Raw genomic sequence first — 23,502 nt, 5'->3', positions numbered from 1 at the left:
CATGGCTATGATTCCAACGATTTCATTCGACGCCATCATTGTTGGTGGTGGCGGTGCCGGCATGCGCGCTGCGCTGCAGCTGGCCCAAGGCGGTCACAAGACTGCCGTGATCACCAAGGTCTTCCCGACCCGTTCGCACACTGTATCCGCCCAGGGCGGCATCACCTGTGCAATCGCCTCGGCTGACCCGAACGACGATTGGCGCTGGCACATGTACGACACCGTCAAGGGGTCGGACTACATTGGTGACCAGGACGCTATCGAATACATGTGTCAGGAAGGCCCGGCTGCGGTGTTCGAGCTGGACCACATGGGTCTGCCGTTCTCGCGTACCGAAACTGGCCGTATCTACCAGCGTCCGTTCGGTGGCCAGTCCAAGGACTTCGGCAAGGGCGGTCAGGCGGCGCGCACCTGCGCAGCTTCCGACCGTACCGGTCACGCGCTGCTGCACACCCTGTACCAGGGCAACCTGAAAGCCGGCACCACCTTCCTCAACGAGTACTACGCAGTCGATCTGGTGAAAAACCAGGACGGCGCATTCGTTGGTGTGATCGCGATCTGCATCGAAACCGGCGAAACCCTGTACATCAAGGCCAAGGCCACTGTACTGGCGACTGGTGGTGCGGGCCGTATCTACGCGTCGACCACCAATGCCCTGATCAACACCGGTGACGGTATCGGCATGGCCCTGCGTGCAGGCGTTCCGGTACAAGACATCGAAATGTGGCAGTTCCACCCGACCGGCATCGCCGGCGCCGGTGTACTGGTCACCGAAGGTTGCCGCGGTGAAGGCGGTTACCTGATCAACAAGCACGGCGAGCGTTTCATGGAGCGCTATGCGCCTAACGCCAAGGACCTTGCCGGTCGTGACGTTGTGGCCCGCTCGATGGTCAAGGAAATCATCGCCGGTAACGGCTGTGGTCCGAATGGCGACCACGTGATGCTCAAGCTCGACCACCTCGGCGAAGAAGTGCTGCACAGCCGTCTGCCAGGCATCTGCGAGCTGTCCAAGACCTTCGCCCACGTCGACCCAGTGGTCGCGCCGGTGCCGGTCGTACCAACCTGCCACTACATGATGGGCGGCGTTGCCACCAACATTCATGGTCAGGCCATGACCCAGGACGCCGACGGCGTCGACCAGATCATCCCGGGCTTGTTCGCCGTGGGTGAAGTGGCTTGCGTATCGGTTCACGGCGCTAACCGCCTGGGCGGCAACTCGCTGCTCGACCTGGTGGTGTTCGGTCGTGCTGCTGGTCTGCACCTGGAAAAAGCGCTGTCCGACGGCATCACCTACACCGACGCCAGCGACACCGACATCGAAGTCGCCCTGAGCCGCTTGAACAAGCTCAATCAGCGCACCGATGGCGAAGACGTGGCTACCCTGCGTCGCGAGCTGCAAAGCTGCATGCAGAACTACTTCGGCGTGTTCCGCACCGGCGAATACATGCAGAAGGGCATCGAGCAGCTGGCTCAGCTGCGCGAGCGTATTGGCAACGTCAAGATCAACGACAAGTCCCAGGCCTTCAACACCGCGCGGATCGAAGCGCTGGAGCTGCAGAACCTGCTGGAAGTTGCCGAAGCTACTGCGATCGCCGCAGAAGTGCGTAAAGAGTCGCGCGGTGCTCACGCCCGTGAAGACTTCGAAGATCGTGACGACGAAAACTGGCTGTGCCACACCCTGTTCTTCCCAGGTGAGAAGCGGGTTGCCAAGCGCGCAGTCAACTTCGCACCGAAGACCGTACCGGCGTTTGAGCCAAAAATCCGGACTTACTAAGGGGTGGCCGCTATGTTGAAAGTCGAAGTATATCGCTACAACCCGGACACCGACTCGGCGCCGAAAACTCAGATTTTCGAAGTCGACACCGGTGGCAAGGACCTGATGGTGCTGGACGTGCTGGCACTGATCAAGGAGCAGGACGAAGGTTTCTCCTATCGTCGCTCCTGCCGTGAAGGCGTCTGTGGTTCCGACGGCATGAACATCAACGGCAAGAACGGTCTGGCGTGCATCACGCCGCTGTCTGCCGTAGTAAAAGGTAACAAATTGGTCGTGCGTCCGCTGCCGGGCCTGCCAGTTATCCGTGACCTGGTCGTCGATATGAGCATCTTCTACAAGCAGTACGAGAAGGTGAAGCCATTTCTGCAGAACGATTCGCCAGCTCCGGCTATCGAACGCCTGCAATCGCCAGAAGAGCGCGAGAAGCTGGACGGTCTGTACGAGTGCATCCTGTGCGCTTGCTGCTCGACTTCCTGCCCGTCGTTCTGGTGGAACCCGGACAAGTTCCTCGGTCCAGCTGCACTGCTGCAGGCCTATCGCTTCCTGGCCGACAGCCGCGACACGAAAACTCAGGAGCGCCTGGCGTCCCTGGATGACCCGTTCAGCGTATTCCGCTGCCGCGGGATCATGAACTGCGTAAACGTTTGCCCTAAAGGTCTGAATCCGACCAAGGCAATCGGTCACGTACGTAACATGCTGCTGCAAAGCGGCACCTGATACACAGCTGTTGCAAGTGCAAGACACTGAAGCGCGGGTGGTGAGCCCGCGCGGAGGTGAAACCCGGGCAGGGGTCGATAAGGCCCACGCCCATTACCTATGAAGATTTGAGACCAGCAGGGGCTTCCGGGCTGGTACCCGGAAAATCTGCAGGATCCTCGGTGGCGTGATTGGTCGCTGTTCTCGGGCTTTCTCATGCGTATTGAGGTACTTGCCGATTCGTCCCCGAACGAGGGTGACCAAGCATGCAAGAAAGCGTGATGCAGCGCATGTGGGAAAGCGCCCACCTTTCAGGTGGTAACGCTGCATATGTGGAAGAGCTCTACGAACTCTACCTGCACGACCCTAACGCTGTGCCAGAAGAGTGGCGCACCTACTTCCAGAAGTTGCCCGCCGACGGCAGCACCGCTACCGATGTATCGCACTCGACAATCCGCGACCATTTCGTACTGCTGGCAAAGAACCAGCGCCGCGCTCAACCGGTTTCCGCCGGGAGCGTGAGCAGTGAACACGAGAAGAAGCAGGTTGAAGTTCTGCGACTGATCCAGGCCTATCGTATGCGCGGCCATCAGGCTGCCAAGCTCGACCCGTTGGGGTTGTGGCAGCGCCCTGCGCCCGTAGACCTGTCGATCAATCACTACGGCTTGACCAATGCCGATCTTGATACGACCTTCCGTGCCGGCGACCTGTTCATCGGCAAAGAGGAAGCGAGCCTACGCGAAATTCACGATGCGCTGGAGAAGACATATTGTCGCACCATCGGCGCCGAGTTCACCCATATCGTCGATTCCGAGCAGCGTAGCTGGTTCCAGCAGCGTCTCGAAAGCGTGCGTGGGCGTCCGGAGTTTTCCGCTGATGTGCAGGCGCATCTGCTTGAGCGTGTCACCGCAGGTGAAGGCCTCGAGAAGTATCTGGGCACCAAGTATCCAGGTACCAAGCGCTTCGGTCTGGAAGGCGGCGAGAGCCTGATCCCGATGCTGGACGAAATGATCCAGCGCTCGGGCTCCTACGGCACCAAGGAAGTCGTGATCGGCATGGCCCACCGTGGCCGTCTGAACGTGCTGGTCAATACCTTCGGCAAGAACCCGCGCGAGCTGTTCGACGAGTTCGAAGGCAAGAAGATGAACGAGCTGGGCTCGGGTGACGTTAAATATCACCAGGGCTTCTCGTCGAACGTGATGACCCCGGGTGGTGAAGTTCACCTGGCCATGGCGTTCAACCCGTCCCACCTGGAAATCGTCTCGCCAGTGGTGGAGGGTTCGGTGCGCGCCCGTCAGGACCGTCGCAACGACAGCGTTGGCGACAAGGTACTGCCGATCTCGATTCACGGTGATGCTGCGTTCGCTGGCCAGGGTGTGGTACTGGAAACCTTCCAGATGTCGCAGACCCGCGGTTTCAAGACCGGCGGCACCGTGCACATCGTGATCAACAACCAGGTTGGTTTCACCATCAGCAACCCGCTCGACTCGCGTTCCACCGAGTACTGCACCGACGTCGCCAAGATGATTCAGGCGCCGATCCTGCACGTCAACGGTGATGATCCGGAAGCAGTGCTGTTCGTGACCCAGCTGGCCATCGATTACCGCATGCAGTTCAAGCGTGACGTGGTGGTTGACCTGGTCTGCTACCGTCGCCGCGGCCACAACGAAGCGGACGAGCCTAACGGCACCCAGCCACTGATGTATCAGCAGATCAGCAAGCAGCGCACCACCCGTGAGCTGTACGCCGAGTCGCTGATCCAGGCCGGTCGTGTCGATGCCGAGCGTGCTCAGGCCAAGATCGACGAGTACCGCAACGCACTGGACAACGGTCTGCATGTGGTCAAGAGCCTCGTCAAGGAGCCGAACCGCGAACTGTTCGTTGATTGGCGTCCATACCTGGGCCATGCCTGGACCGCGCGTCACGACACCCGTTTTGACCTCAAGACCTTGCAGGACCTGTCGGCCAAACTGCTGGAGATGCCGGAAGGCTTCGTCGTGCAGCGTCAGGTGTCGAAGATCTACGAAGACCGCCAGAAGATGCAGGCCGGTGGCTTGCCGATCAACTGGGGCTATGCCGAAACCATGGCGTACGCCACGTTGGCCTTCGAAGGTCACCCGATCCGCATGACCGGTCAGGATATCGGCCGCGGCACCTTCTCGCACCGCCATGCGGTGTTGCACAACCAGAAGGACGCCAGCACCTATATCCCGCTGCAGAACCTGTACCCGGGCCAGCCACGTTTCGATCTGTACGATTCGTTCCTGTCCGAGGAAGCAGTTCTGGCGTTCGAATACGGTTACTCGACCACTCAGCCAAACGCGCTGGTGATCTGGGAAGCCCAGTTCGGCGACTTCGCCAACGGTGCGCAAGTGGTGATCGACCAGTTCATCACCAGTGGCGAGCACAAGTGGGGCCGTCTGTGCGGTCTGACCATGCTGCTGCCGCACGGCTACGAAGGCCAGGGTCCTGAGCACTCCTCGGCGCGTCTGGAGCGTTACCTGCAGCTGTGCGCCGAGCACAACATCCAGGTGTGCGTACCGACCACCCCGGCACAGATCTACCACCTGCTGCGTCGCCAGGTGATCCGCCCGCTGCGCAAGCCGCTGGTAGTCCTGACGCCGAAGTCGCTGCTGCGCCACAAGCTGGCCGTGTCGACCTTGGAAGACCTGGCAGAAGGCTCGTTCCAGACCGTGATCCCGGAAATCGATACCCTCGATCCGGCCAAGGTCGAGCGCCTGATCCTGTGCAGTGGCAAGGTCTACTACGACCTGCTGGAAAAACGCCGTGCCGAAGGCCGCGAAGATATCGCCATCGTGCGTATCGAGCAGCTGTATCCGTTCCCGGAAGACGACCTGGTCGAAATCCTGGCGCCGTACAGCAACCTCAAGGCCGCCGTCTGGTGCCAGGAAGAGCCAATGAACCAAGGCGCCTGGTACAGCAGCCAGCACCACATGCGCCGTATCCTGGGCCGCCACAACAAGGCACTGGTCCTGGAATACGCCGGCCGCGACGCTTCTGCCGCGCCAGCCTGTGGTTACGCATCGAAGCACGCTGAACAGCAGGAAAAACTGCTGCAAGACGCCTTCACTGTTTAATGCTTTCGCGCACCTGAAACCGAATTTAAGGAAACACTGCTAATGGCTATCGAGATCAAAGCCCCAACCTTCCCGGAATCGGTTGCCGACGGCACCGTTGCCACCTGGCACAAACAGCCGGGCGACGCCGTCAAGCGTGACGAGCTGATCGTTGACATCGAAACCGACAAAGTCGTCCTGGAAGTGCTCGCCACTGCCGACGGCGTCCTCGGCCCGATCGTCAAGGGCGAGGGCGACACCGTCCTCTCCGACGAACTGCTGGGCTCGATCGTTGAAGGCGGCGCTGCTGCCGCTGCACCTGCTGCTGCCGCGCCTGCTGCTGGCGGCGCTGCCCCGGCCGCTGCTGCCGACGCTGGCGAAGACGACCCGATCGCTGCACCGGCCGCGCGCAAGCTGGCTGAAGAAGGTGGTATCGATCTGGCTACCGTCGCCGGCACTGGCAAAGGCGGTCGTATCACCAAGGAAGACGTGGTTGCTGCCGTTGCCAACAAGAAGTCCGCGCCTGCCGCGGCTCCTGCTGCCAAGCCAGCCGCTGCTGTTGCCGCTCCAGTACTGACCGCCACTGGCGACCGTACCGAGAAGCGTGTGCCGATGACCCGTCTGCGCGCCAAGATCGCCGAGCGTCTGGTCGAAGCCCAGTCGAACATGGCGATGCTGACCACCTTCAACGAAGTCGACATGACCGAAGTCATGGCTCTGCGTTCGAAGTACAAGGACCTGTTCGAGAAGTCCCACAACGGCGTACGCCTGGGCTTCATGTCGTTCTTCGTCAAGGCCGCTACCGAGGCGCTCAAGCGCTACCCGGCAGTCAACGCCTCGATCGACGGCACCGACATCGTCTACCACGGCTTTGCTGACGTCGGCGTTGCCGTCTCCAGCGACCGTGGCCTGGTGGTTCCAGTACTGCGCAACGCCGAGCAGATGAGCCTGGCGGAAATCGAGAACGGCATCGCCACCTTCGGCAAGAAGGCTCGTGACGGCAAGCTGGGCATCGAAGACATGACCGGCGGTACCTTCACCATCACCAACGGTGGTACATTCGGCTCGATGATGTCGACCCCGATCGTCAACCCGCCGCAGGCGGCTATTCTGGGCATGCACAACATCATCCAGCGTCCGATGGCGGTCAATGGCCAGGTTGCCATTCGCCCGATGATGTACCTGGCGCTGTCCTACGATCACCGTCTGATCGATGGCAAGGAAGCAGTAACCTTCCTGGTCACCATCAAGAACCTGCTGGAAGACCCGGCTCGTCTGCTGCTGGACATCTAACACGCAGCTGCAAGCGGCAACCGGCCGGCTCCCGTGCGAGCCCGTCGCTTGCCGCTTGAGGCTTGCAGCTTGTAGCTGAAAAGGAATCTTTTATGACCCAGAAATTCGACGTGGTAGTGATTGGTGCAGGCCCTGGTGGCTATGTTGCCGCGATCAAGGCCGCTCAGCTTGGCTTGAGCACCGCCTGCATCGAGAAGTACACCGACGCCGAAGGCAAACTGGCCTTGGGCGGTACCTGCCTGAACGTCGGTTGCATTCCTTCCAAGGCGCTGCTGGACAGCTCCTGGAAATACAAGGAAGCCAAAGAAAGCTTCAACGTTCACGGTATCTCCACTGGCGAAGTGAAGATGGACGTTGCTGCCATGGTTGGCCGCAAGGCTGGCATCGTGAAGAACCTGACCAGCGGTGTTGCCACCCTGTTCAAGGCCAACGGCGTTACTTCGATCCAGGGCCACGGCAAACTGCTGGCTGGCAAGAAAGTCGAAGTCACCAAGGCTGACGGCACTACCGAAATCATCGAAGCCGAAAACGTGATCCTGGCCTCCGGCTCGCGTCCGATCGACATTCCGCCGGCTCCGGTCGATCAGAACGTCATCGTCGACTCCACCGGTGCCCTGGAATTCCAGACCGTTCCGCAGCGTCTGGGCGTGATCGGCGCTGGCGTGATCGGCCTGGAACTGGGTTCGGTATGGTCGCGTCTGGGTGCTCAGGTAACTGTCCTGGAAGCTCTGGATACCTTCCTCATGGCTGCCGATACTGCAGTTGCCAAGGAAGCCCAGAAGACCCTGACCAAGCAAGGCCTGGACATCAAGCTGGGCGCTCGCGTGACCGGCTCGCAAGTCAACGGCAACGAAGTCGAAGTGACTTACACCGATGCCAACGGCGAGCAGAAGATCACCTTCGACAAGCTGATCGTTGCGGTCGGCCGTCGTCCAGTGACCACCGAACTGCTGTCTGCCGACAGCGGCGTCGACATCGACGAGCGCGGCTACATCTTCGTCGATGACTACTGCGCAACCAGCGTGCCGGGCGTGTACGCCATCGGTGACGTGGTGCGTGGCATGATGCTGGCGCACAAGGCCTCGGAAGAGGGCATCATGGTTGTCGAGCGCATCAAGGGCCACAAGGCTCAGATGAACTACGACCTGATCCCATCGGTTATCTACACCCACCCGGAAATCGCTTGGGTCGGCAAGACCGAACAAGCCTTGAAGGCTGAAGGCGTAGAGGTTAACGTGGGCACCTTCCCGTTCGCGGCCAGCGGCCGTGCGATGGCTGCCAACGACACCGGTGGTTTCGTCAAGGTCATCGCCGATGCCAAGACCGACCGCGTTCTGGGTGTGCACGTGATTGGCCCATCGGCTGCCGAACTGGTTCAGCAGGGCGCAATCGCAATGGAATTCGGCACCAGCGCCGAAGACATCGGCATGATGGTGTTCAGCCATCCGACCCTGTCCGAAGCGCTGCATGAAGCCGCTCTGGCTGTGAATGGCGGTGCCATTCACGTCGCCAACCGCAAGAAGCGTTAATTATAAGAAACCACGGCGGGTCGCCCGTCGTGAGTCCTGCGTGCATGACTCACCGCGGAACGTCCGCCGGACCGGACCTTCGGGACCACCCGAAGGTTTAACGGTCACAGGTGGTGCGGCGCCATTGTTGGCGCAGCGCCGAAGCGCAGTACCTAACGAAGACGGTATAAAGCATGAATCTTCACGAGTATCAGGGTAAGCAGCTGTTCGCTGAATACGGCCTGCCAGTTTCCAAGGGTTTCGCAGTCGACACCCCTGAAGCAGCAGCAGAAGCCTGCGACAAGATCGGCGGTTCCGAGTGGGTTGTAAAAGCCCAGGTTCACGCAGGTGGTCGCGGTAAAGCGGGCGGCGTCAAGCTGGTTCGCAGCAAAGAAGACGCCAAGGCGTTCGCTGCACAGTGGTTGGGCAAGCGTCTGGTGACTTACCAGACTGACGCCAACGGTCAGCCAGTGACCAAGATCCTGGTCGAGTCCTGCACTGACATCGCCAAAGAGCTGTATCTGGGCGCTGTAGTCGATCGTTCGAGCCGTCGTATCGTGTTCATGGCTTCCACCGAAGGTGGCGTGGACATCGAGAAAGTCGCTCACGAAACTCCTGAGAAGATCATCAAGGCTACTATCGATCCACTGGTTGGCGCTCAGCCATTCCAGGGTCGTGAACTGGCGTTCCAGCTGGGTCTGGAAGGCAAGCAAGTTGCACAGTTCGCCAAGATTTTCGTAGGCCTGGCCAAGCTGTTCAAAGAACACGACCTGGCCCTGCTGGAAGTCAACCCGCTGGTCATCAAGGCCGACGGCGACCTGCATTGCCTCGATGCCAAAATCAACATCGATGCCAACGCAATGTACCGTCAGCCTAAGCTGAAGACCTTCCACGACCCGTCCCAGGACGATCCTCGTGAAGCCCACGCTGCCAGCTTCGAGCTGAACTACGTAGCGCTGGAAGGCAACATCGGTTGCATGGTCAACGGTGCTGGCCTGGCCATGGGTACCATGGACATCGTCAACCTGCACGGCGGCAAGCCAGCCAACTTCCTCGACGTAGGTGGTGGTGCTACCAAAGAGCGCGTGACCGAAGCTTTCAAGATCATCCTGTCCGACAGCAATGTCGCCGCCGTACTGGTCAACATCTTCGGCGGCATCGTTCGCTGCGACATGATTGCCGAAGGCATCATCGGCGCTGTGAAAGAAGTCGGCGTCAAGGTACCGGTTGTCGTCCGTCTGGAAGGCAACAATGCCGAACTCGGCGCTAAAGTACTGGCAGAAAGCGGTTTGAACATCATTGCTGCAACCAGCCTGACCGACGCTGCTCAACAAGTTGTCAAAGCTGCGGAGGGCAAGTAATGAGCGTCCTGATCAATAAAGACACCAAAGTCATCTGCCAGGGCTTCACCGGCTCGCAGGGCACTTTCCACTCCGAGCAAGCCATCGCCTACGGCACCAAGATGGTTGGCGGCGTGACTCCGGGCAAGGGCGGCACCACTCACCTGGGCCTGCCAGTGTTCAACACTGTGAAAGAAGCTGTAGAAGCTACCGGCGCTGACGCTTCGGTCATCTACGTTCCAGCTCCTTTCTGCAAGGACTCGATCCTTGAAGCAGCCCTGGGCGGCATCAAGCTGATCGTCTGCATCACCGAAGGCATTCCTACCCTGGACATGCTGGATGCCAAGGTCAAGTGCGACGAACTGGGTGTTACCCTGATCGGCCCTAACTGCCCAGGCGTGATCACTCCGGGCGAGTGCAAGATCGGCATCATGCCAGGTCACATCCACTTGCCAGGCAAGGTCGGTATCGTGTCGCGTTCCGGCACCCTGACCTACGAAGCTGTCAAGCAGACCACCGACGCCGGCTTCGGCCAGTCGACCTGCGTCGGCATCGGCGGTGACCCGATCCCAGGCTCGAACTTCATCGACATCCTGAAGCTGTTCCAGGAAGACCCGCAGACCGAAGCGATCGTCATGATCGGCGAGATCGGCGGTTCGGCTGAAGAAGAAGCCGCTGCCTACATCAAAGCCAACGTGACCAAGCCGGTCGTTTCCTACATTGCTGGTGTTACCGCTCCTGCGGGCAAGCGTATGGGTCACGCTGGTGCAATCATCTCTGGCGGCAAAGGCACTGCAGACGAGAAGTTTGCAGCGCTGCAGGACGCAGGTGTTAAAACCGTGCGTTCGCTGGCCGACATCGGCAAGGCCCTGGCCGAGCTGACTGGCTGGGAAGCCAAGAAGTAATACGCTAGACCCCCCACGCGCACAGAGGCCACCTTCGGGTGGCCTTTGTCGTTTCAGCAGTACCGCAAGTCAGCTCACTGGGGCTGTCGTTCATAACCGCGACAGCCAATTGCATTGGCGAGACACCTCGTCAGCCAGCCGTGCAGTCGGGGTGCAACTTGGTTACACTGTCGCCCACTTTCGTGTCGGCGCCCCAAAAGGGTGCGGGTATGTCAAAAAGGTCTGTCCCACCCGGACGGTCCCATATTTCCCTCATCCAAGGGGAAATCCCTCTCTAAATCCCGATTTCAGTAGTGTGGTATTTCCTTAAATGAAAGTTCTCAAAGGCCAGGATATTCTGGCGCTTGGCTTTATGACGTTTGCGCTGTTCGTCGGCGCCGGCAACATCATCTTCCCGCCGATCGTTGGCTTGCAGTCAGGCCCGCACGTGTGGATGGCAGCCTTGGGCTTCCTCGTCACTGCAGTAGGCCTGCCGGTCATCACCGTGGTTGCCCTGGCCAAGGTCGGCGGCGGCATGGACGCGTTGAGCAGCCCGATCGGCAAGTTCTTCGGTGGCCTGCTGGCGGCGGTCTGCTACCTGTCGGTCGGCCCGCTGTTCGCTACCCCACGTACGGCGACGGTGTCGTTCGAAGTGGGCGTAGCGCCGTTGACCGGTGAAAGCCCGCTGGCGTTGTTCATCTACAGCCTGGTCTACTTCATCATCGTGCTGGCAGTGTCCATGTACCCCGGCAAGCTGCTCGATACCGTGGGCCGCTTCCTTGCACCGCTGAAGATCCTCGCCCTGGCGGCCCTGGGTATCGCTGCGTTTGCGCTGCCTGCCGGGACCATCGGCGAAGCACAGCCGGCTTACGTTGCTGCGCCGTTCTCGCAGGGTTTCATCAATGGCTACCTGACCATGGACACCCTCGGGGCGCTGGTCTTCGGTATCGTCATCGTCAACGCGATCCGCTCGCGTGGCGTAGAGTCGCCAAAGCTGATCACCCGCTATGCAGTCATCGCTGGCCTGATCGCCGGGTTAGGGCTGGCACTGGTGTACATCAGCCTGTTCCGCCTCGGTGCCGGCAGCCATGACATCGCCGCTGAAGCTACCAACGGCGCGGCCGTGCTGCATGCCTACGTGCAACACACCTTTGGCTCGCTTGGTAGCGGCTTCCTGGCGGTGTTGATCGCGTTGGCCTGCCTGGTGACTGCGGTTGGCCTGACCTGCGCCTGTGCCGAGTACTTCAGCCAGATTCTGCCGCTGTCGTACCGCACGCTGGTGGTGATCCTGGCCGGTTTCTCGCTGGTGGTTTCCAACCTTGGCCTGACCAAGCTGATCATGTTCTCGATCCCGTTGCTGACGGCCATTTACCCACCGTGCATCGTGCTGGTGGCGCTGAGCTTCAGCAAAGGCATCTGGAACTCGCCGGTGCGTATCATGGGCCCAGTGATGGCCGTGTCGTTACTGTTTGGCATTGTCGACGCGATCAAAGGCACGTCGCTTGCCCATATCCTGCCGGATGTCGTGGCGCACCTGCCGCTGAGCGATCAAGGCCTGGCGTGGTTGGTGCCTTCGGCGCTGACCCTCGGCGCGGCGATGCTTTGCGACTGGATGCTGGGCAAGCCGCGCGAGGTCCTGGCGTGAGGCACTGACAGCTTCTGGCGAGCGCTGGCCACAAGCCGCTTGGGCGTTTGCTGCAGTTGAATGACAAAACCCCGTGTCCGTCAGGATCCGGGGTTTTTTTATGCGTGGCTTACAATGTGCAACTAGGAGCGTTCCAGAATCTGCGGGCCAGGGCCTGCTTCACCGAGTACATCACCTGGGTTGCGCAACGGGCAGTCTTCCAGCGATAGACAGCCGCAACCTATGCAACTGTCCAATTCGTTACGCAATCTCGTCAGCCGTTCAATGCGCTCATCGAGGTTGGCCTTCCACTGCGACGACATCACCTTCCACTGCGCCGCGGTGAGTTTGCTGCCTACCGGGTACTGGCTGAACGCTGCGCGGATGGACTCCAGGGAAATCCCGGTGCGCTGCGCCACTTTGATGATGGCGATATAGCGCAACATGATCGCCGAGTAGCGGCGCTGATTACCTTCGCTGCGCGTGCTCGTGATCAACCCTTTGGACTCATAGAAGTGCAGGGTAGAGACCGCTACGCCGCTGCGCCTGGCCACCTCGCCGACGCTCAATGTCCGGTAGGGGCCGGTCGATTCGAGTTCTTTGTCCATGGCGCTTGACCTCAAGATAACTTGAGGTATTAGAGTGCCTCGCGCTGCATTTGGCAAATCTGCGTGCGCGCCGTGGGATCGGCGCGTGCTCCCGTGCGGGCTGGCTGCAATGGCAGCCGTCTGCAGCGGCAACGGGCAATAGCACTACTACGGATAAAGGCACTTCTATGAGTTTGGATAGTTCTGTGTGGCTGTTTCAGTCGCTGTACGCAGTCGGCCTGGCCATTTGGCTGACGATCGCTGTGATCGATAACCTGCGCGGGTTTCGTGAGTTGGTCCACGCGGTGGGGGTGACGATGTCGATGACGTCGCTGCAACAACCACCCGCTATCCATTCGATCCTGTCGGAGCGTGCGCTGACCTCCGTGCGCTGGCATCGCCTGGCCGTGTCCGTGCTGCTGGTGCTCAAGTGCGTTGCTTTGCTTGCGTGCTGGATCGGGTGTTACCTGTTGCTTATCGGCGGCGGCCTGGAGCAAGCCCGTCCTTGGCTCAACGTTGCCCTGAGCGCTTTCACTGGCTGCCTGTTGGCCATGCATCTGGGCGGCCTTTGGTTCGCTTACTGGATTCGCGAAGACGACCTGCAACGCGGTCACCTGGCGTTACTGATCTGGACGTTGGGCAGCTTTTTCCTGTTCAACGGCCGCTGGGCATGAACCGAACCAAGTCCGAGACCAAGAGCCTCTTCGCCATGCATACAAAAACGACCCGTGCCCTCGCCATCGCAGCGTGTGCCCTCATCCTGTGCGCTGCGCTCTACGCAGCGGGTAATTTCAAAGACACTGCAGACACAGCTGGAGTGACTGCATTGACCAAGGTCGCGCTCGCTACCGTCGAGCACGGCAACGCTTCGAGTAGCATCTCCGGAATCGCCGGGCTGGAAGCCACTCGCCAGGTGCAGGTGCCGGCGGAGGTCGGTGGTCGAGTGACCAAGATCTCGTTCACCTCGGGGCAGGCGGTGGCCGCAGGTGAGTTACTGCTGCAGCTCAATGACGCACCCGAGCAAGCCGAGCGCATACGCCTTCAGGCACAGCTGCGTAACGCGCAGACAGCGCTCGCACGCACCCGCAGCCTGGTCGCGCAAAACGCCGCGACCCAGGAGCAGCTCGACGACGCACGCGCGGCACATGACATGGCCCTCGGCGCGCTACGGCAGAATGAGGCGTTGATCGCACAAAAGGCTATTCGTGCGCCATTCTCCGGGGTGGTTGGCATCCGCCGTGTGCATGAAGGCCAGTACCTGAACGCTGGTGATGCAATCGTCAGCCTGGTCGACGCGCGCACGCTTCACGCCAACTTCTCGCTCGCCGAGCAAAGCAGCCCAGGCCTCTACGTCGGGCAGCCGGTCGAGCTACTGGTCGATGCTTATCCTGGTCGCAGTTTCCAGGCAAAGGTAAGCGCGATTGATCCGTTGATCGACCGCTCGCGTACGGTCCAGGTGCAAGCCACGCTGACCAACCCCGACAGCCTGCTCAAGGCCGGTATGTACGCGAGCATCCAGGTGGCGCTCGCCGAGACGCAGCCGGTGCTCACCATTCCGGAAACGGCGGTGACTTACACAGCCTATGGCGACACGGTATTCGTGGCGGAACGCAACGACCAGCAGATGCTGGTGGTCAAGCGTGTCGCCGTCGAGGCCGGCGAGCGGCGCGATGGTCGCGTGGAGATCGACAAGGGCCTGCGCGAAGGAGATCGGGTGGTCACCTCCGGGCAGCTCAAGCTCAGCGATGGCATGGCCGTCGAGGAGGTCACGCATGACACCTTGGCCGCACCAGATCCGCTTGCCAGCGATATCGCACAGGTGTCGCCATGAAATTTACCGATGTTTTCGTGCGCCGCCCGGTGCTCGCCTTGGTGGTCAGCACGCTGATTCTGCTGCTGGGCTTGCTCGCAGTGGGCAAGCTGCCGATCCGCCAATACCCCATGCTGGAAAGCTCGACCATCACGGTCATGACCGAGTATCCGGGAGCATCGTCGGAGCTGATGCAAGGCTTCGTTACCCAGCCGATTGCGCAAGCGGTGTCGTCCGTCGAGGGCATTGACTATCTATCGTCCTCCTCGGTGCAGGGGCGCAGCCTGGTCACTCTCAGGATGGAGCTCAACCGCGACTCGACCCAGGCGCTGACCGAGGTCATGGCCAAGGTCAATCAGGTTCGCTACAAGCTGCCGGCTCAGGCCTATGACCCGGTGATCGAACGCTCGTCCGGCGACTCCACCGCCGTCGCTTATGTTGGTTTCTCCAGCGCAACGCTCGCTACGCCAGCGATGACCGACTACCTGGCGCGGGTGGTGGAGCCGATGTTCTCCACCATCGAAGGCGTTGCCAAGGTCGAGGTATTCGGCGGGCAACGGCTCGCGATGCGGTTGTGGCTGGACGCCGACCGCTTGGCTGCACGCGGGTTGACCGCTGCCGATGTCGCGCAGGCTGTGCGGCGCAACAACTTTCAGGCCGCACCCGGCAAGGTCAAGGGCCAATACGTGGTGTCGAGCGTGCGGGTCAATACCGATCTTGCCAGCGTCGCCGAATTTCGCGAGCTGGTAATTCACAACGACGGCAACCGCCTGGTGAAGTTGAAGGACGTCGGCACGGTCGAGCTGGGAGCAGCAGCGTCGGAAACCAGCGGCTTGATGGATGGCACGCCCGCGGTACACTTGGGGCTGTTTCCGACCCCGGCTGGCAACCCGCTGGTGATCGTCGCAGGGATCAAGGAGCTGCTGCCGCAGATCCGCCAGACCCTGCCGCCCGGCGTGCAGGTCGAACTGGCCTTCGAGACTTCGCGGTTCATCGAGGCGTCGATCGATGAGGTCATTCACACCTTGCTCGAAGCCTTGCTCGTGGTCGTGGTGGTGATCTATCTGTGCCTTGGCTCGTTGCGCACCGTGTTGATCCCGGTGGCGACCATTCCGCTGTCGATGCTGGGCGCCGCAGGTTTGATGCTGGCCTTCGGCTTCAGCATCAACTTGCTGACGCTGCTGGCCATGGTGCTGGCCATCGGGCTGGTGGTGGACGATGCCATCGTGGTGGTCGAAAACGTCCATCGGCACATCGCGGCGGGCAAGTCACCGGTCGCCGCTGCGTTGATCGGCGCGCGTGAGGTGGCCGGGCCGGTGATCGCCATGACCATTACCCTCGCGGCGGTGTATGCGCCGATTGGGCTGATGGCCGGCCTGACGGGCGCATTGTTCAAGGAGTTTGCTTTGACCCTGGCCGGCGCGGTGGTGGTGTCGGGCGTGGTTGCCCTGACCCTGTCGCCGGTCATGAGCTCGTTGCTGTTGCCAGCCAGACAGCAGGAAGGGCGCATGGCGCATGCCGCCGAGCAGTTCTTTGCTGGTTTGACGCGACACTATGGCCAGCTGTTGAGTATTTCGCTGAGCCACCGCTGGGTCACCGCCGGGTTCGCGCTGCTGGTGTGCGTGAGCCTGCCGCTGCTGTATCAGTTGCCGCAGCGCGAGCTGGCACCCGCTGAGGATCAGGCCAACGTGCTGACTGCGATCAAGGCGCCGCAGCATGCAAATCTGGACTATGTGGAACGTTTTGCCCATAAACTCGATGCCGTCTACGCAAGCATCCCGGAGACCGTCAGCACCTGGATCATCAACGGCAGCGACGGCGTGGCCTCCAGCATTGGTGGCATCAACCTGTCGACCTGGGGCGAGCGCGAGCGATCAGCCGCGCAGATCCAGGCGCAACTGCAGGGCGCCGTCAATGAAGTCGAAGGCACCAGTATCTTTGCCTTCCAGTTAGCGGCGTTGCCCGGTTCTACCGGCGGCCTGCCGGTGCAGATGGTGCTGCGCAGTCCACAGGGCCATGCGCTGCTTTACCAGACAATGGAGGAGATCAAACAGCGCGCACGAGACAGCGGCCTGTTTGCCGTGGTCGACAGTGACCTCGATTACAACAGTCCGGTGGTGCAGGTGCGCATTGATCGCGCCAAGGCCAACAGCCTTGGTATAAGCATGCAGGACATCGGTGAATCGCTGGCGGTACTGGTCGGTGAGAACTACGTCAACCGTTTCGGCCTGGAGGGCCGCTCCTATGATGTAATTCCGCAGAGCGTGGGCAATCAGCGCCTTACTCCGCAGGGGTTGGCGCGCCAGTTCGTGCGCACACAGGATCAAACGCTGGTGCCGCTGTCGACCGTCGTGCAGGTAGCGATGCAGGTAGAGCCCAACAAGTTGACGCAGTTCAACCAGCAAAATGCCGCTACCTTGCAGGCCATCCCTGCGGCGGGTGTATCACTTGGCGAGGCCGTGGCCTTTCTTGAGGGGGTGGCGAGTAGCCTGCCGGCCGGCTTCAGCCATGACTGGCAATCCGATGCCCGCCAGTACGTGCATGAAGGCAGCGCGCTGGTGTTCGCGTTCCTCGCGGCGCTGGTGATCATTTACCTGGTGCTGGCCGCACAGTACGAAAGCCTGATCGACCCATTGATCATCCTGATCACCGTGCCGCTATCGCTTTGCGGCGCATTGCTGCCGTTGGCGCTGGGCTTTGCCACCTTGAACATCTATACCCAAATCGGCTTGGTGACCCTGATTGGTCTGATCAGCAAGCACGGCATCCTCATGGTCGAGTTCGCCAATGAGCTGCAGGCGCATGAAGGGCTGAACCGGCACACGGCCATTCTGCGTGCGGCACAGATTCGCCTGCGGCCGGTGCTGATGACCACTGCGGCAATGGTGGTGGGGCTGGTGCCTTTGTTGTTCGCCAGTGGTGCGGGTGCTAATAGCCGCTTCGGGTTGGGTGTGGTGATCGTGTCGGGGATGCTGGTCGGTACGCTTTTCACCTTGTTCGTGTTGCCCACGGTGTACACGCTGCTGGCCCGCAACCACTCGGCCAGCGCCACGACCCTTCGCGCACGACAACTTGCCGAAGTCGATACTTGTGAGGGCGCAGCGGAGCAGGGGAGCGCATCATGAAAAAACTGTACCCATGGGTCTTGATGGCCAGTGTCAGCGCGGTGCTCGGCTGCGCGGTAGGACCGCAATACGTTCAACCTGTCACGCCGCCGATTGCAGTGCAGAGCAAGCAGGCGAGCCAGTTCAATGCGGCCCTGAGTCAGGCGCCGTGGTGGACGTTCTTTGATGAACAGCGGCTCACTCAGCTTATCTCCACGGCACTGACGCACAACCATGACATTCGCCAGGCCCAGGCCAACCTGCAGGCTTCTCGCGCGGTGTCCGATGAACGCCGCCTGGATCGACTGCCCACCGTCACCGCGCAAGCTGGCTATCTGCGCAGCATCGCGCAACAAGCCGACGCTGACGGTAAGGTCGAACGCAGGCTGAGCGAAAGCTGGCGGACAGGTTTCGATGCTCAGTGGGAGATCGATTTGTTCGGGCGTCTGAACCGCCTGAGCCAGTCGGCACAAGCTCGTTCGCAGGCAATGCAGGCAGAATTGGACTTGATCCAACTGACCATTGCCGCCGAAGTTGCGCGTGCCTATTACGAGGGCCAAGGCGCGCAGCACAGACTGCAACTGGCTCGAGCGCAGGCACAGAGCTGGCAAGAAACGCTGCAGTTGGTCCAGGCCCGCGTAATGTCGGGCAGCGGCTCCCCGGAGGATCTGGAGAACGCCCGAGCCAACCTGTTGCGCAGCGAGGCCGCCATTCCGCCGCTGGCAGTAATGCTTGAGCAAATGCGCTTACGGCTCGATGTGCTGACGGGTTATCGGCCAGGCCACCATTCAGTCAACTTCGACGCGCCATCATCGCCACCTCTGGTCAGGCAATTACCGCTGGGCGACGTCGATCGCCTGATCCGCGCCAGGCCCGACGTGGTGCGTGCCGAGCGCTTGCTGGCAGCGAGCACTGAAGACGTCGGCGCTGCGACTGCCGAACTGTACCCGCGTGTGGACCTGGGTGGCTTCATCGGGTTCATCGCCCTGGGCGGCAACACCATCGGCAGCGCATCACGCGCATTCGAGGTTGCGCCTGGCGTCAGCTGGCCTGCACTGCGCCTGGGCAGCGCGCGTGCGCGCTTGCGCGGGGCGCAGGCGCTATCGGAGGGCGCCCTGGCAGGCTACGAGCAGTCCTTGCTGCAGGCTCAGGAGGAGGTTGAGCACGCTGTTACCCAGCTCACCCAGCAACAAACGCGTGTGGCCAGGATGCTGCAATCGGCCACTCATGGCCAGGCAGCACTCGACATCGCGATGGCGCGCTATCGCGCGGGCTCGGGCAGCTACGTGGCAGTGCTGGAAAATCAACGCGCCCTGTTCGAGATCCAGCAGGAGCTTGCCCAGGCGGAGACAGCCTCGTATGTCCACGTCATCGCCCTTTACAAGGCATTGGGTTGGGGTGCAGCAGGCCCTGGTCATGCGCCGCAGGCGCTCACTGCAGGTGCAGGCGTGTGAGCCGAAGCGTGGCAACCTGGGTGGTTGGCGAGGGGGCGCAGCTTTTGTAGTTCAACGCGTGTCTTTTGCCACATTCGGGCGTCGAAACCGATATCCTTTTGTGCACCTGAACGGTCGAGAACCTGCATGAGCTTTATCCAAAGCAACCTGAGCAACCTGTTGGCAGTCTGCTGGTTTGCCCTGTGCTGGGGTGGTTACACCCGCTACGCAATCTGGAAGGGCCGCGATACGGCCTGCCTGGCCAGCGTTCTGCACCTCTATCGGGAAGACTGGATGCGGCGCATGTTGCTGCGCGACAACCGCATTGCCGATGCCAGTGTGATCGGCAACCTTGAGCGCAATGCATCGTTCTTCGCTTCCAGCACGTTGATCATCCTTGCCGGTATCCTCACGGTGCTGGGGGCGTCGGACCGCGCCGTATCGCTGCTGGCCGACCTGCCGTATGTGCAGGTGGCTTCGCAGGGCATGTCGGAAGTGAAGCTGTTGGGCCTGGCGGCGGTGTTCGTCTACGCCTTCTTCACCTTCAGCTGGTGCATGCGCCAGTACAACTTTGCAGCGGTGCTGGTGGGCTCGGCGCCGATGATCGGCGAGCGCCTGGTCAACGAGCTTGAGCGCAAGGCATTTGCCGCGCGGGCAGCACGGGTGCTGTCACTTGCGGCCAACCAGTTCAACTTGGGCTTGCGCGCCTATTACTTCGGCATGGCCATGTTGACCTGGTTCATCAACCCGTGGCTGTTCATGGTCGTCAGCTTGGGCGTAGTGCTGATTCTTTATCGCCGCGAGTTCCACTCCGATGTATTGGAAGTGATGGTGTTCACGCCGACTGAAAGTGTCCCTGCTGACGCGCCGAAAGAGCCGACCGCGGTGTTGACTGAAACGGTTAATCGTTAAACTTCAGGCATAAAAAAACCCGACAATGTCGGGTTTTTTAATGTGCTGCGATTACGGCTTGACTGGTGCAGTCGGGGCCGGCTCGCCTTTGTCAGCAGCTTCTTCAGCTGCTTTTTGCTGCGCTTCAGCCTGGTCTTTGGCAGCTTCGGCGTTTTCCTTGGCAGCTTCATTCATCTTATCCTGAGCTTCGCCCGCTTTTTCCTGGGCTTGCTCAGCGTGTTCCTGTGCATCTTGAGCCTTGTTTTCGCTTGCCTTGTCGCAAGCAGCCAGGCCCATGGCAGCAGCCAGCATCAGAGCAAAAGCAAAAGGTTTACGCATGGGGTGTCTCTCCTTGGGTGGAATAACTTACTTGAACCTTCGAGTTCAAGTGCGCGAAATTAGTTCCACAGAGATTACAGATATATAAGTGCGCGTCCACTCTGGAATTTTCAACGCGCTTGTGCTGTCACGCCAACGAGGGCTTACCGGTGATCGATTCGTCTCTGACGGCCATGGCTGAACGCTTTCTGTCGGCACTCCGGCATTGCCAGTTATTGAACATGCGCGTGCATCAAGCTGATGCTGGCGGCATGACCCTGGTGCTACCTTGGTCGCCGCTGCTGGTTGGCAATCCACAGACCGGTGCAGTCCATGGCGGCGCGCTGACCACGTTGATGGACACCACCTGCGGCATGGCCACTTTGTGTTCTTTGGCGCAGTTCGAAGTGTGCCCGACCCTGGATCTGCGCATCGACTATATGCACCCCGCCGAGGCCGGCAAGGATATCTACGGCCACGCGCATTGTTATCGTGTCACCCGCGATGTGATTTTCACCCGTGGCATGGCCTATCAGGATGACCCCGAGCAGCCTATCTGCCAGGTGGTGGGGACTTTCATGCGCCTGGGTCAGCAGGCCAGGGGTGGTATCCGCTTTGCTGGCAAGCTTGATGGAGGGCAGAGCTGATGATTCCGGCAGACGTTCGCCAGCGCCTCAATCAGGCCCACGCTGTGGGTGATTACGCACCACTGCTGTCATTGATTCCTTATGCAGGGCTCATCGGTATCGAGTGCGAGCGCCAGGGCGAGCAGCTGTTGTTCCGCTTGCCGGCCAGTGCCGACAATGTCGGCAATCCGCTGTTGCCGGCCATTCATGGTGGTGTCATCGCAGGTTTCATGGAGCTCTCGGCAGCGCTCTACCTGCTGGTCTATAGCGAAAGCGCGAGCATTCCGAAAATCATCGATTTCTCCATCGACTACCTGCGTGCCGGCTATCTGCGCGACACCTACGCCAGCTGCCAGCTCTGGCGCCAGGGGCGGCGGGTGACCAATGTCGCGATCAGTGCCTGGCAGGACGATCGCAACCTGCCGATCGCCATGGCCCGTGCTCATTTCAAGATCGAACCGGAAAAGCCCTTGAAATAGTCCGCCATGCCCCCATCTGTTGGACATCCCGCCGTAAACGCCGGCCACCGCGGCCTGCCAGGCGACCATTGCCATCAGATCGGAGTTTTGAAGACCATGAGTGTGGAGACACAAAAAGAAACCCTGGGCTTCCAGACCGAGGTAAAGCAACTGCTGCACCTCATGATCCACTCGCTGTACTCGAACAAGGAAATTTTCCTTCGCGAGCTGATTTCCAACGCCTCCGACGCCGCTGACAAGCTGCGTTTCGAAGCCCTGGCCAAGCCAGAGCTGCTCGAGGGCGACGCCGACCTGAAAATCCGCGTCAGCTTCGATGCCGAGGCCGGCACCGTGACCCTGGAAGACAACGGCATCGGCATGAGCCGTGAAGATGTCATTGCGCACCTGGGCACCATTGCCAAGTCCGGCACTGCCGATTTCATGAAAAACCTCAGCGGCGACCAGAAAAAGGATTCGCACCTGATCGGTCAGTTCGGCGTGGGCTTCTATTCGGCGTTCATCGTCGCCGACCAGGTCGACGTCTACAGCCGTCGTGCTGGTCAGCCAGCTGCTGAAGGCGTGCACTGGTCGTCGAAAGGCGAGGGCGAATTCGAAGTTGCCACCATCGACAAGCCACAACGCGGCACGCGCATCGTTCTGCACCTGAAGAAGGAAGAACAGGAGTTTGCTGACGGCTGGCGCCTGCGCAACGTCGTGAAGAAGTACTCCGACCACATTGCCCTGCCAATCCAGCTGCCTAAAGAGCAGGCCGAAGCCGCTGAAGGCGAAGCCGCACCGGCGCAGGAATGGGAAACCGTCAACCGCGCCAGCGCCCTGTGGACCCGTCCGCGTACAGAGGTCAAGGACGAGGAATACCAGGAGTTCTACAAGCACATCGGCCATGACTTCGAAAACCCGCTGGCCTGGAGCCACAACAAGGTCGAAGGCAAGCTCGAATACAACTCGCTGCTGTACGTCCCGGCCCGCGCGCCGTTCGACCTATACCAGCGCGAAGCGCCGCGTGGCCTGAAGCTGTACGTGCAGCGCGTGTTCATCATGGACCAGGCCGAGTCGTTCCTGCCGTTGTACCTGCGTTTCATCAAGGGCGTGGTTGACTCCAATGACCTGTCGCTGAACGTTTCGCGCGAGATCCTGCAGAAAGACCCGATCATCGACTCGATGAAAACCGCGCTGACCAAGCGTGTGCTGGACATGCTCGAGAAGCTGGCGAAGAACGAACCCGAGCAATACAAGGGCTTCTGGAAGAACTTCGGCCAGGTCCTCAAGGAAGGCCCGGCAGAAGATTTCGCCAACAAAGAGAAGATCGCCGGCCTGCTGCGCTTTGCTTCAACCCACGACGACAGCGGCGAGCAAAGTGTGTCGCTGGCTGACTACCTGGCCCGTGCCAAAGAAGGTCAGGACAAGATCTACTACCTCACCGGCGAAACCTACGCGCAGGTCAAGAACAGCCCGCACCTTGAGGTCTTCCGCAAGAAAGGCATCGAAGTGCTGCTGCTGACCGACCGTATCGACGAGTGGCTGATGAGCTACCTGAGCGACTTCGACGGCAAGAGCTTTGTCGATGTTGCCCGCGGTGACCTTGACCTGGGCAAGCTGGATTCGGAAGAAGACAAGAAAGCCCAGGAAGAAGTCGCCAAGGAAAAAGAAGGTCTGGTCGAGCGTCTGAAAGCTGCGCTGGGTGACAGTGTTGCTGAAGTGCGTGTTTCCCATCGCCTGACCGACTCGCCAGCCATCCTGGCCATCGGTGAGCAGGACCTGGGCCTGCAGATGCGTCAGATTCTCGAGGCCAGCGGGCAGAAAGTGCCGGATTCGAAGCCTATCTTCGAATTCAACCCGGCTCACCCGCTGATCGAGAAACTCGATCACGAGCAGAGCGAGGATCGTTTCGGCGAGCTTTCGCACATCCTCTTCGATCAGGCTGCCTTGGCCGCTGGCGACAGCCTCAAGGACCCTGCGGCGTATGTGCGTCGCCTGAACAAGCTGCTGGTCGAGCTGTCTGCTTGAGATAAGCGCTGAATAAGCCCGCTTCGGCGGGCTTTTTTATTACGGTCTTTTGTA

The 23,502-nt window shown here is 60.6% G+C and carries 18 protein-coding genes; 16 read left to right on the top strand and 2 right to left on the bottom strand.

All coding sequences use genetic code 11. The features are described from left to right. Nucleotide 1: 1 nt before the first annotated feature. The 8 genes from sdhA to brnQ all read left to right on the top strand — a co-directional run bounded on the left by sdhA (nucleotide 2) and on the right by brnQ (nucleotide 12,217). The gene (sdhA, locus tag AC58X1_RS20630) at nucleotides 2–1,774 is read left to right on the top strand and encodes a succinate dehydrogenase flavoprotein subunit (RefSeq protein ID WP_101318131.1); all 1,773 of its coding nucleotides are present in this window, start codon (nucleotides 2–4) and stop codon (nucleotides 1,772–1,774) included. Nucleotides 1,775–1,786: 12 nt separating this feature from the next. Next, a complete protein-coding gene (locus AC58X1_RS20625; protein WP_101318133.1) occupies nucleotides 1,787–2,491 on the top strand; it encodes a succinate dehydrogenase iron-sulfur subunit in 705 nt (234 codons plus the stop codon). A 245-nt stretch (nucleotides 2,492–2,736) separates the two neighbouring features. Beyond that, nucleotides 2,737–5,568, top strand: coding sequence for a 2-oxoglutarate dehydrogenase E1 component (locus tag AC58X1_RS20620; RefSeq protein WP_101318135.1), 2,832 nt, complete (start codon nucleotides 2,737–2,739; stop codon nucleotides 5,566–5,568). 42 nt (nucleotides 5,569–5,610) lie between these two features. Next, nucleotides 5,611–6,840 (top strand): 2-oxoglutarate dehydrogenase complex dihydrolipoyllysine-residue succinyltransferase, encoded by a 1,230-nt coding sequence (gene odhB / locus AC58X1_RS20615; RefSeq protein ID WP_497429388.1) that lies wholly within the window; start codon nucleotides 5,611–5,613, stop codon nucleotides 6,838–6,840. A 92-nt stretch (nucleotides 6,841–6,932) separates the two neighbouring features. After that, nucleotides 6,933–8,369 carry a dihydrolipoyl dehydrogenase gene (lpdA, locus tag AC58X1_RS20610; protein ID WP_101318139.1) on the top strand — a complete coding sequence of 479 codons (1,437 nt, stop codon included), beginning with the start codon at nucleotides 6,933–6,935 and terminating at the stop codon, nucleotides 8,367–8,369. Nucleotides 8,370–8,542: 173 nt separating this feature from the next. Then, nucleotides 8,543–9,709: an ADP-forming succinate--CoA ligase subunit beta gene (sucC, locus tag AC58X1_RS20605; protein WP_008091914.1), complete on the top strand. Its 1,167-nt coding sequence runs from the start codon at nucleotides 8,543–8,545 to the stop codon at nucleotides 9,707–9,709. Further along, on the top strand, nucleotides 9,709–10,593 hold the full coding sequence (sucD, locus tag AC58X1_RS20600; RefSeq protein WP_101318141.1) for a succinate--CoA ligase subunit alpha: 885 nt from the start codon (nucleotides 9,709–9,711) through the stop codon (nucleotides 10,591–10,593). The genes sucC and sucD overlap by 1 nt, the downstream gene beginning before the upstream one ends. 310 nt (nucleotides 10,594–10,903) lie before the next feature. Further along, the gene (brnQ, locus tag AC58X1_RS20595) at nucleotides 10,904–12,217 is read left to right on the top strand and encodes a branched-chain amino acid transport system II carrier protein (RefSeq protein WP_497429387.1); all 1,314 of its coding nucleotides are present in this window, start codon (nucleotides 10,904–10,906) and stop codon (nucleotides 12,215–12,217) included. A 122-nt stretch (nucleotides 12,218–12,339) separates the two neighbouring features. Here brnQ and soxR read toward each other — a convergent pair whose 3' ends face one another. Continuing rightward, nucleotides 12,340–12,804, bottom strand: a complete 465-nt coding sequence (soxR, locus tag AC58X1_RS20590) for a redox-sensitive transcriptional activator SoxR (protein WP_220633338.1) — start codon at nucleotides 12,802–12,804, stop codon at nucleotides 12,340–12,342. A gap of 167 nt (nucleotides 12,805–12,971) precedes the next feature. Here soxR and AC58X1_RS20585 point away from each other — a divergent pair, with 167 nt between their 5' ends. The 5 genes from AC58X1_RS20585 to AC58X1_RS20565 all read left to right on the top strand — a co-directional run bounded on the left by AC58X1_RS20585 (nucleotide 12,972) and on the right by AC58X1_RS20565 (nucleotide 20,042). Further along, a complete protein-coding gene (locus tag AC58X1_RS20585) occupies nucleotides 12,972–13,457 on the top strand; it encodes a DUF2165 family protein (protein ID WP_150573383.1) in 486 nt (161 codons plus the stop codon). Between the two features lie 35 nt (nucleotides 13,458–13,492). Next, nucleotides 13,493–14,614 carry an efflux RND transporter periplasmic adaptor subunit gene (locus AC58X1_RS20580; RefSeq protein ID WP_150573384.1) on the top strand — a complete coding sequence of 374 codons (1,122 nt, stop codon included), beginning with the start codon at nucleotides 13,493–13,495 and terminating at the stop codon, nucleotides 14,612–14,614. After that, the gene (locus AC58X1_RS20575) at nucleotides 14,611–17,718 is read left to right on the top strand and encodes a MexW/MexI family multidrug efflux RND transporter permease subunit (protein ID WP_497429386.1); all 3,108 of its coding nucleotides are present in this window, start codon (nucleotides 14,611–14,613) and stop codon (nucleotides 17,716–17,718) included. The genes AC58X1_RS20580 and AC58X1_RS20575 overlap by 4 nt, the downstream gene beginning before the upstream one ends. Beyond that, a complete protein-coding gene (locus tag AC58X1_RS20570) occupies nucleotides 17,715–19,151 on the top strand; it encodes an efflux transporter outer membrane subunit (RefSeq protein ID WP_497429385.1) in 1,437 nt (478 codons plus the stop codon). Before AC58X1_RS20575 ends, AC58X1_RS20570 begins: the two co-directional genes overlap by 4 nt. Before the next feature lie 126 nt (nucleotides 19,152–19,277). Then, nucleotides 19,278–20,042: a DUF599 domain-containing protein gene (locus AC58X1_RS20565; RefSeq protein ID WP_150573387.1), complete on the top strand. Its 765-nt coding sequence runs from the start codon at nucleotides 19,278–19,280 to the stop codon at nucleotides 20,040–20,042. 51 nt (nucleotides 20,043–20,093) lie between these two features. Here the strand turns inward: AC58X1_RS20565 and AC58X1_RS20560 are convergent, their stop codons facing one another. Then, entirely contained in the window at nucleotides 20,094–20,360 is a 267-nt protein-coding gene (locus AC58X1_RS20560; protein ID WP_101318157.1) for a hypothetical protein, read from the bottom strand. A gap of 149 nt (nucleotides 20,361–20,509) precedes the next feature. Here AC58X1_RS20560 and AC58X1_RS20555 point away from each other — a divergent pair, with 149 nt between their 5' ends. From AC58X1_RS20555 to htpG, 3 genes are all read left to right on the top strand, one after another. Continuing rightward, on the top strand, nucleotides 20,510–20,986 hold the full coding sequence (locus AC58X1_RS20555) for a PaaI family thioesterase (RefSeq protein WP_497429384.1): 477 nt from the start codon (nucleotides 20,510–20,512) through the stop codon (nucleotides 20,984–20,986). After that, the gene (locus tag AC58X1_RS20550; protein WP_101318160.1) at nucleotides 20,986–21,444 is read left to right on the top strand and encodes a PaaI family thioesterase; all 459 of its coding nucleotides are present in this window, start codon (nucleotides 20,986–20,988) and stop codon (nucleotides 21,442–21,444) included. Before AC58X1_RS20555 ends, AC58X1_RS20550 begins: the two co-directional genes overlap by 1 nt. A gap of 96 nt (nucleotides 21,445–21,540) precedes the next feature. Then, complete coding sequence (htpG, locus tag AC58X1_RS20545) at nucleotides 21,541–23,448, top strand: molecular chaperone HtpG (protein WP_101318162.1); 1,908 nt, start codon at nucleotides 21,541–21,543, stop codon at nucleotides 23,446–23,448. Nucleotides 23,449–23,502 lie beyond the last annotated feature (54 nt).

This window comes from Pseudomonas sp. PGPR N4, assembly GCF_059693665.1.
This window is presented reverse-complemented; position numbering and strand designations above follow the sequence as displayed.

What these genes read in the sequence shown, in the direction of transcription:
- sdhA (WP_101318131.1), top strand. Translation starts at nt 2, where the DNA reads ATGGCTATGATTCCAACGATTTCATTCGACGCCATCATTGTTGGTGGT.
- AC58X1_RS20625 (WP_101318133.1), top strand. Translation starts at nt 1,787, where the DNA reads ATGTTGAAAGTCGAAGTATATCGCTACAACCCGGACACCGACTCGGCG.
- AC58X1_RS20620 (WP_101318135.1), top strand. Translation starts at nt 2,737, where the DNA reads ATGCAAGAAAGCGTGATGCAGCGCATGTGGGAAAGCGCCCACCTTTCA.
- odhB (WP_497429388.1), top strand. Translation starts at nt 5,611, where the DNA reads ATGGCTATCGAGATCAAAGCCCCAACCTTCCCGGAATCGGTTGCCGAC.
- lpdA (WP_101318139.1), top strand. Translation starts at nt 6,933, where the DNA reads ATGACCCAGAAATTCGACGTGGTAGTGATTGGTGCAGGCCCTGGTGGC.
- sucC (WP_008091914.1), top strand. Translation starts at nt 8,543, where the DNA reads ATGAATCTTCACGAGTATCAGGGTAAGCAGCTGTTCGCTGAATACGGC.
- sucD (WP_101318141.1), top strand. Translation starts at nt 9,709, where the DNA reads ATGAGCGTCCTGATCAATAAAGACACCAAAGTCATCTGCCAGGGCTTC.
- brnQ (WP_497429387.1), top strand. Translation starts at nt 10,904, where the DNA reads ATGAAAGTTCTCAAAGGCCAGGATATTCTGGCGCTTGGCTTTATGACG.
- soxR (WP_220633338.1), bottom strand. Translation starts at nt 12,804, where the DNA reads ATGGACAAAGAACTCGAATCGACCGGCCCCTACCGGACATTGAGCGTC.
- AC58X1_RS20585 (WP_150573383.1), top strand. Translation starts at nt 12,972, where the DNA reads ATGAGTTTGGATAGTTCTGTGTGGCTGTTTCAGTCGCTGTACGCAGTC.
- AC58X1_RS20580 (WP_150573384.1), top strand. Translation starts at nt 13,493, where the DNA reads ATGCATACAAAAACGACCCGTGCCCTCGCCATCGCAGCGTGTGCCCTC.
- AC58X1_RS20575 (WP_497429386.1), top strand. Translation starts at nt 14,611, where the DNA reads ATGAAATTTACCGATGTTTTCGTGCGCCGCCCGGTGCTCGCCTTGGTG.
- AC58X1_RS20570 (WP_497429385.1), top strand. Translation starts at nt 17,715, where the DNA reads ATGAAAAAACTGTACCCATGGGTCTTGATGGCCAGTGTCAGCGCGGTG.
- AC58X1_RS20565 (WP_150573387.1), top strand. Translation starts at nt 19,278, where the DNA reads ATGAGCTTTATCCAAAGCAACCTGAGCAACCTGTTGGCAGTCTGCTGG.
- AC58X1_RS20560 (WP_101318157.1), bottom strand. Translation starts at nt 20,360, where the DNA reads ATGCGTAAACCTTTTGCTTTTGCTCTGATGCTGGCTGCTGCCATGGGC.
- AC58X1_RS20550 (WP_101318160.1), top strand. Translation starts at nt 20,986, where the DNA reads ATGATTCCGGCAGACGTTCGCCAGCGCCTCAATCAGGCCCACGCTGTG.
- htpG (WP_101318162.1), top strand. Translation starts at nt 21,541, where the DNA reads ATGAGTGTGGAGACACAAAAAGAAACCCTGGGCTTCCAGACCGAGGTA.